General features: G+C 74.1%; 11 protein-coding genes. 5 read left to right on the top strand and 6 right to left on the bottom strand.

The annotated features are described in order from the left end of the window. The first annotated feature begins 119 nt into the window (after nt 1-119). Entirely contained in the window at nt 120-911 is a 792-nt protein-coding gene (locus D0Z67_RS23465; protein WP_031182504.1) for a S1 family peptidase, read from the top strand. 232 nt (nt 912-1143) lie between these two features. Beyond that, nucleotides 1144-1584, top strand: a complete 441-nt coding sequence (locus D0Z67_RS23460) for an SRPBCC family protein (protein WP_031182503.1) — start codon at nt 1144-1146, stop codon at nt 1582-1584. A 46-nt stretch (nt 1585-1630) separates the two neighbouring features. On the opposite strand, the gene D0Z67_RS23455 is transcribed toward D0Z67_RS23460, so the two are convergent. The 5 genes from D0Z67_RS23455 to D0Z67_RS23435 are packed head-to-tail and all read right to left on the bottom strand — an operon-like array spanning nt 1631 to nt 7326. Then, the gene (locus tag D0Z67_RS23455) at nt 1631-2269 is read right to left on the bottom strand and encodes a LysE family translocator (protein ID WP_031182502.1); all 639 of its coding nucleotides are present in this window, start codon (nt 2267-2269) and stop codon (nt 1631-1633) included. A 52-nt stretch (nt 2270-2321) separates the two neighbouring features. Continuing rightward, complete coding sequence (locus tag D0Z67_RS23450; RefSeq protein WP_031182501.1) at nt 2322-3461, bottom strand: XdhC family protein; 1140 nt, start codon at nt 3459-3461, stop codon at nt 2322-2324. A gap of 25 nt (nt 3462-3486) precedes the next feature. Next, nucleotides 3487-5880 (bottom strand): xanthine dehydrogenase family protein molybdopterin-binding subunit, encoded by a 2394-nt coding sequence (locus tag D0Z67_RS23445; protein ID WP_031182500.1) that lies wholly within the window; start codon nt 5878-5880, stop codon nt 3487-3489. A gap of 1 nt (nt 5881) precedes the next feature. Continuing rightward, complete coding sequence (locus D0Z67_RS23440; protein ID WP_031182499.1) at nt 5882-6433, bottom strand: (2Fe-2S)-binding protein; 552 nt, start codon at nt 6431-6433, stop codon at nt 5882-5884. After that, the gene (locus D0Z67_RS23435; protein WP_031182498.1) at nt 6433-7326 is read right to left on the bottom strand and encodes an FAD binding domain-containing protein; all 894 of its coding nucleotides are present in this window, start codon (nt 7324-7326) and stop codon (nt 6433-6435) included. Before D0Z67_RS23435 ends, D0Z67_RS23440 begins: the two co-directional genes overlap by 1 nt. Nucleotides 7327-7599: 273 nt before the next feature. Between D0Z67_RS23435 and D0Z67_RS23430 the strand changes: the two genes are divergently transcribed. Together D0Z67_RS23430 and D0Z67_RS23425 are read left to right on the top strand one after the other, a co-directional pair. Then, nucleotides 7600-9273: a PucR family transcriptional regulator gene (locus D0Z67_RS23430; RefSeq protein ID WP_031182497.1), complete on the top strand. Its 1674-nt coding sequence runs from the start codon at nt 7600-7602 to the stop codon at nt 9271-9273. A 209-nt stretch (nt 9274-9482) separates the two neighbouring features. Beyond that, the gene (locus D0Z67_RS23425; protein WP_031182496.1) at nt 9483-10250 is read left to right on the top strand and encodes a hypothetical protein; all 768 of its coding nucleotides are present in this window, start codon (nt 9483-9485) and stop codon (nt 10248-10250) included. On the opposite strand, the gene D0Z67_RS23420 is transcribed toward D0Z67_RS23425, so the two are convergent. Next, nucleotides 10247-11032, bottom strand: coding sequence for a GntR family transcriptional regulator (locus tag D0Z67_RS23420; protein WP_031182495.1), 786 nt, complete (start codon nt 11030-11032; stop codon nt 10247-10249). The genes D0Z67_RS23425 and D0Z67_RS23420 overlap by 4 nt on opposite strands. A 179-nt stretch (nt 11033-11211) precedes the next feature. On the opposite strand from D0Z67_RS23420, the gene D0Z67_RS23415 reads away from it, so the two are divergent. Then, nucleotides 11212-12054, top strand: a complete 843-nt coding sequence (locus tag D0Z67_RS23415) for a (2Fe-2S)-binding protein (RefSeq protein WP_031182494.1) — start codon at nt 11212-11214, stop codon at nt 12052-12054. The last annotated feature ends 30 nt before the right edge of the window (nt 12055-12084 follow it).

The raw sequence follows: 12084 nt of genomic DNA, 5'->3' as shown, positions 1-12084 counted from the left end.
GGGCACACGGGTTCGGACCTCGCCCCTCTCCGCTCCACCGGAGCCGGGGGTGCCCCGCCCCCGTGCACCACCCCCCACACCCGTGCGACCCCCACCGGCAACCCCCACTGAGGAGACTCATGTTCGGGCTCAGAGGTGTCAGAAAGACCGCCGTGACCGTGCTGGCCACCGCCGCCGCCGCGGCGACCGCGCTCGTGGCCGCCCCCGCGGCGAGCGCCGCGCCCCAGCCGATCGTGGGCGGCACGACCACGACCACGACGGCGTACCCGTACGTCATGCAGATCACCGACGCCTCCGGCAGCCAGTTCTGCGGCGGCACCCTGGTGTCCGCCAAGAAGGTGGTCACGGCGGCCCACTGCATGGTCGGCGAGTCGACGAGCAGCGTCCGGGTGGTCGGTGGCCGCACCTATCTGAACGGCACCAACGGCACGGTGAGCCGCGTCAGCAAGATCTGGATCAACCCGGACTACACCGACGCCACCCGCGGCGACGACGTGGCCGTGCTGACCCTGTCGACGTCGATGCCGTACACCCCCGTGTCCTACGTCTCCTCCTCCCAGACGAGTGTCTACGCGGCCGGCACCACAGCCCGCATCCTCGGCTGGGGCACCACCTCGGAGAACGGCGGCTCCTCCAACCAGCTGCGGACGGCGACGGTGCCCACCGTGTCCGACTCCAGCTGCCGTAGCTCCTACGGTTCGGACTTCGTCCAGTCCGACATGGTCTGCGCCGGACTCACCTCCGGTGGCGTCGACACCTGCCAGGGCGACAGCGGCGGTCCCCTGATCATCGGGGGCGTCCTGGCAGGGATCACTTCCTGGGGCGAGGGCTGCGCGGAGGCCGGTTACCCGGGTGTCTACACCCGGCTGACCACCTTCTCCAGCCTGGTGACCGCGCAGGTCAACTCGTGACCCGGAAGACTTCCCGAGCCTGCTCGGGTGCCTGACCAGGGGGGCGCTGCGAGCCACCACGAGCGGCCCGCAGCGCCTCCCTATCCAACGCCCCCAGGGGACTCCCCCGGGGGCGTACCCATGGGCGCGTGCTCTTCCGCGTGCGCCGGTGACACTCCGGTCCATCCGCCGGGCAGGTGACCCGCCGGGGTGAACCCTCAGGTGGCCGACGGCGATTCCCTACGATCGTGGCGTGTCTCTCTTCACGCTCGAACGCACGGTCCCCCTCTCGCTCGCCGAGGCGTGGCGCCGGATCACCGACTGGCCCCGGCACGGGGATCTGGTGCCACTCACCCGGATGACGGTGGTGACACCCCCGCCGACCGGCGTGGGCAGCCGCATCCTCGCCCGTACGGGGGTCGGCCCGCTGCAATTCGACGACCCGATGGACATCACCGTGTGGCGCCCTCAGCTGGACGACGAACCCGGGTTCTGCCGGCTGGAGAAACGCGGCCGGGTGGTGCTCGGCTGGGCGGAGATCGAGGTACGTCCGGGCCCCGGCGGCCGGGCCCGCGTGGTCTGGCGGGAGGAACTCCGCGTCTCCTTCCTCCCACACGCCGTCGACGGCGCGGTGACGAGCGCCGCGCAGTGGATGTTCGGCCGCGTACTGAACGGGCTGCTCAGGCGGGAGTGAGCCTCCGGCGCGTGGGGGCCATGGGGCGCGAGGGGCGCGAGAGCCGTCAGTCCGTACGGCCCGTGACCGCGACCGTCACCCCGAGCCCGACCATGGCGAGTCCGCCCGCGCCGCCGACCGCCGCGAGCCGGCGCGGGGAGCGGGCGAACCAGTCCCGCGCGGCCGAGGCGGCAAGGCCCCAGACGCTGTCGCAGACGAGCGCGATGGCGTTGAACACCAGCCCGAGCAGCAGCATCTGGAGGGGCACCCGTCCCCGGGCCGGGTCGGTGAACTGGGGCAGGACGGCGGCGAAGAACACGATCGTCTTGGGGTTGGCCACGCCGACCGCGAACCCGTCCATCAGCGTGCGCGGGCCGCTGTGCGCCGGGGCCTCCGCGCTGAACGCGGCCCGCAGCGAGCCGCGCCGCCGCCACGCGGCGATCCCCAGGTACACGAGATAGGCGGCGCCCGCGAGCTTCAGCACGGTGAAGGCGAGGACCGAGCGCTCCACGACCGACCCGACGCCGAGCGCCACCGCCGCGACGAGCACATAGGCGCCCAGCGTGTTCCCGGCGACCGTGGTGAGGGCCGCCCGGCGCCCGTGGGCGAGCGCCCGGCCGACGACGAACAGCACGCTCGGGCCCGGCACCACGATCAGCAGCAGGGACAGCGCGGCGAAGGCCAGGAACCGGTCGGCGGGAAGCATGCCGTCATGCAAGCACGTCTGCCGCGGGGCCCGTAAGTCGTTTTCCGCGCGCTCAGGCCGGTGAGCCCACCCGGAGGGGGAGGTCGTGGTGGATCGGGGTGTGGGCGCCGGTGAGGGAGAGGCCGGTACCGCCGCGTCGGGAGGCGACGATCTCCGCCGCGATGGACAGCGCCGTCTCCTCCGGCGTGCGGGCGCCGAGGTCGAGGCCGATCGGCGAGCGCAGCCGGGCGAGTTGGCGGTCCGTGACGCCCGCCTCGCGCAGCCGGTCCAGCCGGTCGAGGTGGGTGCGCCGGGAGCCCATCGCGCCGATGTAGGCGACGGGCAGACCGAGGGCCAGCCGGAGCAGCGGTACGTCGAACTTGGGGTCGTGGGTGAGGACGCACAGCACCGTGCGGGCGTCGGTAGGGGTGCGCTCCAGATAGCGGTGCGGCCAGTCGACGACCACCTCGTCGGCCTCGGGGAACCGGGCGCGGGTGGTGAACACCGGGCGGGCGTCGCACACCGTGACGTGGTGGCCGAGGAACTTGCCGACCCGGACCAGCGCGGCCGCGAAGTCGACGGCGCCGAACACGATCATGCGGGGCGGCGGCACGGCGGACTCGATCAGCGCGGTGACCGGGCTCCCGCAGCGCGCGCCGCGCGCGCCCACCTCGACGGTGCCGGTGCGGCCCGCGTCCAGGAAGGCGGCGGCCTCGGCGGCGATCGTACGGTCCAGGTCCGGGTGGCCGCCGAAGCCGCCCTGCGGGGTGCCGTCCGCGTCCACGAGCAGGGCGCCGCCGAGGAGTTCGGGCGGACCCGCGGTGATCCGGGCGAGCGCGACGGCCCGGCCGCCGGCGGCGGCGGCCAGCGCGGTGGCGAGCACCGGGCGGTGGGGGCTGCCCGCGTGGACCGGGACCACCAGCACGTCGATGGTGCCGCCGCAGGTCAGCCCGACGCCGAGGCCGTCCTCGTCGTCGTACCCGAAGCGTTCCAGCACGGGCCGGCCGTCCGCGAGCGCCTGTTGGCACAGCTCGTACACCGCGCCCTCCACACAGCCGCCGGAGACCGAGCCGATGACTGAGCCCCCGGCGTCGACCGCGAGGGCGGCGCCGGGGCTGCGCGGGGCGCTGCCGGTGACGGCGACCACGGTGGCGACCGCGAAGTCACGGCCCTCGGCGGCCCACGCGTTCAGTTCCTCGGCGATGTCCAGCATCCGGTGACCTCCTGACGCGTCGCTCTCATGCCGTGCCGGTGAGGTGCTCGGGCCGGACCGGGGTGCGGTTCAGTTCGAGTCCGGTCGCGGCGCGGATGGCGGCGAGCACCGCCGGGGTCGACGACAGGGTGGGGGCCTCGCCGACGCCCCTTAGCCCGTAGGGCGCGTGGTGGTCGGCGAGTTCGAGGACGTCGACCGGGATGGTCGGGGTGTCGAGGATGGTCGGGATCAGATAGTCGGTGAAGGACGGGTTGCGCACCTTCGCCGTCACCGGGTCCACCAGGATCTCCTCCATCACCGCGACCCCGAGCCCCTGTACGGTGCCGCCCTGGATCTGGCCGAGCACGGAGAGCGGGTTGAGGGCCTTGCCGACGTCCTGGGCACAGGCCAGCTCGACCACCTTGACGAGGCCGAGTTCGGTGTCGACCTCGACGACGGCGCGGTGCGCGGCGAAGGAGTACTGCACATGGCCGTTGCCCTGTCCGGTGCGCCGGTCGAAGGGCTGGGTCGGCCGGTGCCGCCACTCCCGCTCGATCTCGACGCTCTCCCCCTCCAGCACGTCCGCGAGGTCGGCCAGCACCTCACCCCCGTCGGTGACCACCTTGCCGCGCTCCAGCAGGAGTTCGGCGGTGGCCCAAGCGGGGTGGTACGTACCGAACTTGCGGCGCCCGATCTCCAGCACCCGCTCCCGCAACAGCGCGCAGGCGTTGCGGACGGCGCCGCCGGTGACGTAGGTCTGCCGGGAGGCGGAGGTCGAACCGGCGCTGCCCACACGGGTGTCGGCGGGCTGGATGGTGACCTTCTCGACGCCGAGTTCGGTACGGGCGATCTGCGCGTGCACGGTGACCCCGCCCTGGCCGACCTCCGCCATCGCGGTGTGCACGACGGCGACCGGTTCCCCGCCGACCACCTCCATGCGGACGCGGGCGGTGGAGTAGTCGTCGAACCCCTCGGAGAAACCGACGTTCTTGATGCCCACCGCGTACCCGACCCCGCGCACCACCCCTTCGCCGTGGGTGGTGTTGGAGAGGCCGCCGGGCAACTGCCGTACGTCGGCGCCCTCGCTGGACTCCCACTGACGCTCCGGCGGCATGGGCATCGCCTTGACCCGGCGCAGGAGTTCGGCGACCGGCGCGGGCGAGTCCACCACCTGTCCGGTGGGCAGGGTGCTGCCCTGTTCCATGGCGTTGCGCTGTCTGAACTCGACCGGATCGAGGCCGAGTTCCCTCGCCAGCTTGTCCATCTGGGCCTCGTAGGCGAAGCACGCCTGGACCGCGCCGAAGCCGCGCATCGCCCCGCAGGGCGGGTTGTTGGTGTAGAGCGCGACGGCCTCGATGTCGACGTCGTCGACGTTGTACGGGCCGATGCCGAGGGAGGCGGCGTTGCCGACGACGGCCGGGGAGGCGGAGGCGTAGGCGCCGCCGTCCAGGACGATCCGGCACTTCACATGGGTGAGCAGGCCGTCCCGGGTCGCGCCGTGCTCGTAGGTCAGCTTGGCGGGGTGGCGGTGGACATGGCCGAAGAAGGACTCGAACCGGTCATAGACGATCTTCACCGGGCGGCCGGTGCGCAGGGCCAGCAGGCAGGCGTGGATCTGCATCGACAGGTCCTCGCGGCCGCCGAAAGCGCCGCCGACCCCGGCCAGCGTCATGCGCACCTTGTCCTCGGGGAGGCCGAGGACGGGGGCGATCTGGCGCAGGTCGGAGTGGAGCCACTGGGTGGCGATGTAGAGGTGGACCCCGCCATCCTCCTCGGGCACCGCGAGCCCGGATTCGGGGCCGAGGAACGCCTGGTCCTGCATGCCGAAGGTGTACTCGCCGCGCACGATCACGTCGGCCCGCGCGGCGGCCGCGGCCGCGTCACCGCGCACGATGGGCTGGCGGTGCAGGATGTTGGGGTGGGTCACGTAGGGCGCGTGATGGTCGGTGCGGCCCTCGTGGACCAGGACCGCGTCGGGGGCGGTGGCGGAGAACTCGTCCGTGACGACCGGTAGTTCGCGGTACTCGACGCGGATCCTGGCGGCGGCCCGGCGGGCGGTCTCGGGGTGGTCGGCGGCGACCGCGGCGACGGGTTCGCCGTGGTGGCGGACCTTGCCGTGGGCGAGTACCGGGGTGTCCTGGATCTCCAGGCCGTAGGTGCGGACGTCGGCGGGCAGGTCGTCGTAGGTCAGGACGGCGTGCACGCCGGGCAGGGCCAGGGCCTCGGAGACGTCGATGGACACGATCTCGGCGTGGGCGACGGTGGAGCGCAGCAGGTGGCCCCAGAGCATGTCCTCGTGCCACAGGTCGGAGGAGTAGGCGAACTCGCCGGTGACCTTGAGGATGCCGTCGGGACGGAGCGTCGACTCGCCGATGCCGCCCGCCGTCTGGGCGCCCTGGGTGATCTTCGTGGGGACGCCGGCCGGTCCGGGTGCGGGCATGTCAGACCTCCTCTGCCTGCCGGGCGGCCGCCAGTCGGACCGCGTCCATGATCTTCTCGTAGCCGGTGCAGCGGCACAGGTTGCCGGAGAGCGCCTCGCGGATGTCGGCGTCGGTGGGCTCCGGATTCTCCTCCAGCAGTTCGTCGGCGGCGACCAGCAGCCCAGGGGTGCAGAAGCCGCACTGGACGGCGCCGGCGTCGATGAACGCCTGCTGGATGGGCGCGAGTTGGACACCGTCTCCCGGCAGCGGCTGCCAGCGGCGGGCCTCGTCCAGACCGACGCCGGGCGCGGTGGTGCGGCGCCGTTCGGCGTGGTCGGCCAGGCCCTCCACGGTCACGACCTCGCGGCCCTCGGCCTGGCCCGCCGCGACCAGGCAGGAGCAGACCAGCTCGCCGTCGAGGCGGACGGTGCAGGAGCCGCACTCGCCCTGTTCGCAGGCGTTCTTGGCGCCCGGCAGGCCGAGCCGCTCACGCAGCACGTAGAGCAGGGACTCGCCCTCCCAGACGTCGTCGGCCTGCTGCGGGCGTCCGTTGACGGTCAGACTGACGCGCATCACGCGGCTCCTTCGGTGGCCCGGGGCCCGCCCCGGTAGGACTCCCAGGCCCACATCAGCGTGCGGCGGGCCAGCACGCCGATCGCGTGGCGCCGGTAGTCGGCGGTGCCGCGCACGTCGTCGATGGGGTTGCAGGCCTCGGCGCACAGGCCGGCGAACTGCTTCACGGCCGAGGGGGCGAGGATCTGCCCGCTCTCCCAGCAACCGCTTTCTTCCAGAACCGAGTTGAGGAACTGCTCGGCCACCTCCGCCCGGATCGGCGTGGGCGCCGCGGAGCCGATGCCGGTGCGGACGGTACGGGTCTCGGGGTGCAGGGCGAGACCGAAGGCGCACACCGCGATGACCATGGCGTTGCGGGTGCCGACCTTGGAGTACTGCTGGGGGCCGTCCGCCCTGGCGACATGGACGGCGCGGATCAGCTCGTCGGGCTCCAGGGCGTTGCGCTTGACCCCGGTGTAGAAGGCGTCGATCGGGATGAGCCGGGTGCCGCGCGCCGCCGACTCGGCCTCCACCTCCGCCCCGGCCGCGAGCAGCGCCGGGTGGGCGTCACCGGCGGGCGAGGCGGTGCCGAGGTTGCCGCCGACCCCGCCCCGGTTGCGGATCTGCGGGGAGGCCACGGTGTGCGCGGCGAGCGCGAGTCCGGGCAGCTCGGCGCGCAGGTGCCGCATGATCCGGGCGTACGGGACGGAGGCGCCCAGGCGCACCGAGTCCGCGCCGGTCTCCCACTCGGTCAGCTCGCCGATCCGGGTGAGGTCGAGGAGGTGGGTGGGGCGGCGGTGATCGAAGTTGATCTCCACCATCACATCGGTGCCCCCGGCGATCGGCACGGCGGTGGGGTGCTCGGCCTTCGCGGCGAGCGCCTCCTGCCAGCTTGCGGGGCGAAGGAAATCCATGGCCCGGTTCTCTTCTTCCGTCTCATGACACGGGGGTCGTGAAGTCAGTACACCGGTGCTTCTTCCAACCGTGTCAGTCACCGAAAACCCGAAGGAGTTGGCTGGCCACGGCGGTCATCTTGTAGATTCGTATGAACGAAGGCCCTCGGCAACCCCTCCGTTTTCCTCCGGAAACACAGGAGACACCGCGGGCGCGGGGCACGGCCCGCGCGCCCCCGCCTCCGTCACTCAACCAGATCAAGAAGAGTTTCGACACAGAACGGCGGCGACGAGATGCGGCTGCGCGCACTGCTGGACACCGATGCGCTGGGGCTGCGGCTGCTCGGCGGCGAGGACGAGCTGGACCGTACGGTCCGCGGGGTCATGACGACCGACCTGCGCGACCCGAGCCGGTACCTCTCCGGCGGCGAGCTGGTCCTCACCGGCCTGGCCTGGCGCCGGGACGCCGGTGACTCCGAGCCGTTCGTCCGCCTCCTGGTGCAGGCCGGGGTCACCGCCCTGGCGGCCGGAGAGGCCGAGCTGGGGGACATACCCGAGGATCTGGTGGTGGCCTGCGCCCAGCACCGGATGCCGCTGCTGGCCGTGGACGAGTCGGTGGCCTTCGCCACCATCACCGAGCACGTGGTGCGCCAGGTCTCCGGCGAGCGGGCCGGTGATCTCGCCGCCGTGGTGGACCGGCACCGGCGCATGATGACCTCCGGCCCGGCGGGCGGCGGACCCGACGTGGTCCTCGACCTGCTCGGCAGCGACCTCGACCTGCGCGCCTGGGTGCTCTCCCCCACCGGCCGGCTGATCGCCGGGTCCAAGGTCGCGGGCCCGGCGCTGCCGCCGGAGACCTGCGCCCGCCTCGCCGCCGAGCACCTCGCCGCCGTACGCACCGGCCGGCGCGGGCCGCACCGGGTGCAGCTCGACGGCGTCACGTACTCCCTCTTCCCGGTCCGCGCCTCCGGCCGCGCGCCGCAGGCGGTGCCGGACGTGCGGGAGACGGTGCTGTCGGACTGGCTGCTGGCCGTCGAGGCGGACGCCGCCGACTGGCCCGAGGAGCGGCTCGACCTGCTCCGGGGCGTCACCCAGCTCATCGCCGTCGAACGGGACCGGCGCGACGCCGCCCGTACGGTACGGCGCCGGCTCGCCCAGGAGGTGCTGGAGCTGGTGCAGAGCGGGGCCGCGCCCGCCGAGATCGCGGCGCGCCTCCGGGTCGCCGCGCCGGTGCTGCTGCCGGGGCTCGGGGCCGCGCCGCACTGGCAGGTCGTCGTGGCCCGGATCGAGTGGGAGGACGGCGCGGTCGCGAGCGGGCCGGTCGCCCAGTCGCTGCTGGAGGAGGTCCTCGTCGACCCGCTGGCCACCGGCCCGGAGCCGGCCGACCGGGTCGCCGTCGCGCACACCGGCGACGAGGCCGTGGCGCTGGTGCCGCTGCCCGCCGTCGCCGCCGAGCACGACGGCTCCGAGGCCGGCCTCCAGGCCGACGCCCTGCTGCGCTCGGTGCGCGAGGCGCTGTCGGCGGGGCTGGAGGGCGACGGCCGGCTCACCCTCGGCGTGTCCGCGGCCGTGCACTCGGCGGAGGGGCTGCGCGGGGCGCTGGAGGAGGCCCGGCACGCCCGCCGGGTCGCCGCGGCCCGGCCCGGCCGGGTGTGCGCGGCGGGCCACCAGGAGCTGGCCTCGCACGTCCTGCTGCTGCCCTTCGTCCCGGACGACGTACGGCGCGCCTTCACCGCCCGGCTGCTGGACCCGCTCACCGAGTACGACCGGCGCCACCGGGCCGAGCTGATCCCGACCCTGGAGGCGTTCCTCGACAGCGACGGCTCCTGGACCCGGTGCGCGAGCCGGCTGCATCTGCACGTCAACACCCTGCGGTACCGGGTGGGACGGATCGAGCAGCTGACGGGCCGGGACCTGTCCCGGCTGGAGGACAAGCTCGACTTCTTCCTCGCCCTGCGGATGAGCTGAGGCCCGCCCCACGGCCGTGATCAGCGGTGGTCGGCGTCGGGGAGCGAATTCGATCTTCCGGCGCCACGGGACGGCCGTTCGGCCCCCGGTCCGCAACTTTGTGAAAAGTTTCACCCACCCTCTTGGCCCGGCCCGGTGATCGGTGCTGGAATGCACGCACTCAACAGCTCGACGGCGTGCTCGGGGAGGGCAACGTGGCGCATCCCGCCATGTCTGGTGACGGAACGACCGCCGATGACGATCCGCTCCAGACCGCGGTGTGGCGGCTGCGCTCCCGGGCCTGCTGGGCCGACGCGGTCGCCCTTCTGCCCACGGACACCCCCCGGGCCACCCTCCAGCGGGCCGCGCTGCTGGTGGAGCGGTGCCTGTACACCGAGCGGGGCTGGGAGGCGGCCGAGGACGCGCTGCGCACCGCAGAGGCGCGGGCCCACAGCGACGAGGAGCGCGGGGCGGCCGCCTGCGAGCGGGGCCGGCTCGCCTACACCTCCACGCTCCACCGGGTACGGGACCGGGCCGACGAGGCGCGGGCCGCGCTGGGCCGGGCCGCCGCGCTGATCCCGCCGGGGGCTCCGGGCCGGGCCCTGCTGGACTTCCGCCGGGGGCTGCTCGCCGAGAACCTGACCCACTCCCCGCAGGCCGCCCGCGCCGCCTACCGCCGGGCCCACGCGGGCGCCACCGCCCAATCCGACCCGCTGCTGCTCTCCTGCACCTGGCGCCACCTCGCCCAACTGGCCCTGCGCGAAGGCGAACTGGCCGAGGCACGGCACGGCTTCGCCGAGTCCCTCCGGCTGCGCGAGGACCTCGGCTACCTCATCGGCACCGCCCCGGCCCTGGTCTCCCTCGCCGAAACGGAACCCGAACCCGAGGCGACCCGCCTGCGCGAGGAGGCCGGCCGCCTGTTCCGCCTACTGGGCGGGCTCCCTACGTGGCTCGCCGAACACCTCAGCCCACCGGCACCGGGGGCGGCTACGGCCTAGTCCCGCTGCGCGAAGTGCTCCGTCACCAGGTCGCCCACCAGGTCCACATCGCCGGAGGCCAGCGCGTCCAGCAGCGCGGTGTGCTGGGCGGCGTCGCGGAGGAGGACCGCGCGGTGCTGGCGGGGCGGGGTGGTGGCAAGCGGCCACTGGGCGCGGCGGTGGAGGTCCTCGGCGATGCGGAGGAGCTGTTCGTTGCCCGCGAGGGCGAGGAGCGCGCGATGGAAGGCACGGTCGGCCTCGGCGTAGCGGGCCGGGCAGCCGGCGCCGGCCGCGCGGGCGGTGTCCTCGGCGAGGGGGCGCAGCTCGGCGAAGCGGGCCGCCGGGACGGTGCCGGCCAGCCGCAGCAGGACGGGGACTTCGAGCAGCGCCCGTACCTCCGCCAGCTCGGCCAGCTCACGGGCCCCGCGTCGCACGACCCGGAAGCCCCGGTTGGGGACGACCTCGACGGCGCCCTCCAGCGCGAGTTGCTGCATGGCCTCACGGACCGGCGTGGCGGAGACCCCGAAGCGCTCACCGAGCACCGGCGCCGAATAGACCTCGCCGGGGCACAGTTCCCCGGTGGACAGCGCGGAGCGCAGCGCGTCCAGGATCTGCCCGCGCACCGAGGCCCGCTGCACCACCGCGCGCGGCCGGGGCAGCGGCGGCTCGGCGTGGATGTGCTCGCCCCGTACCCCCGGTGCGCCCTCGGCCCGCTCGCGGGACTGGGCCGGGACCCGCTCGGCGGGCTGGGCGGCGTGCCAGGGCAGCCCGGTGGCGGAGACGTCGTGCAGGCCGTGCTTCACGGGTCCTCCTCGGGCTGTTCGGCGGCCGGGGCCCGGCCCCCGGACACGGACGACGGACCGTCACATGTCCGTCAAGCACCTTAGGCGCAGGACGCGGCACTTCAAATTCCCGGAAAGATGGGTAAGGTTAGCCTTACCTCCTCGCCCGCCCCCGTGTTCGAAGGATCGGTGGTCCCGCCATGCTCGCTACGGCCTCGCCGCTCACCGCAGCGTACGCCCGGCTCGGCGAGGTCTGTCCCGGACTGAGCGTGACGGTCATGGAGGACCCGGCGCACCCCCTGCCCGTGGGCGACGGCTGGGTCACCGCCGACGGCCTCGCGGCAGGCGGCGCCCAGCTCGACTCCTTCCTCGCCTGGGACGACGCCCAGGTGCTGCGGGACTACGGACAGCGCGCCCGCCCGGACGTCATCGCGAGCTTCGGCCTGCACCGCTACGCCTGGCCCGCCTGCCTCCTGATCACCGTCCCCTGGTTCCTGCACCGCCGGGTCCCCCGGCTGCCCGCCGCCCATGTCGCCTACCACCGCACCGAGGGCCGGATGACGGTAAGGCCGGGCACCTTCGCCTGTCTGCCGGACGACCCGGCGGCCGGGCTGCCGGAGGCGGTCGTGGTGGCCGACGAGGAGGCGCTGCGCGCCGAGGTGCGCGCGGCCGTCGCCGAGCACCTCGAACCCGTGCTGGGCGGCTTCGGCCCGCGCATGCGGCGGCGCGGCCGCGCGCTGTGGGGCATGGCGACGGACGAGATCGTCGAGGGCCTGTGGTACCTCGCCTCCCTCTTCGGCGAGGGCGAGGAGCGGCGCGCGATGCGCGAGCTGGAGCTGCTGCTGCCGGGCACCACCCGCCCGTACGCCGGCTCGGCCGCGTTCCGTGAGCTGGCAGGTCCGGACGGCGCCCCGCTGGCCACCCGCGACCGGGTGAGCTGCTGCATGTTCTACACGCTGCGCCCCGAGGACACCTGCGCCACCTGCCCCCGCACCTGCGACAGCGACCGCGTAGCCAAGCTGACGGCGGCCGTGGCGGCCTGAGCGGGCCGGAACCACTCGTTCGAGCGGCGG

This window comes from Streptomyces seoulensis (assembly GCF_004328625.1).
GTDB lineage: Bacteria > Actinomycetota > Actinomycetes > Streptomycetales > Streptomycetaceae > Streptomyces > Streptomyces seoulensis.
This window is presented reverse-complemented; position numbering and strand designations above follow the sequence as displayed.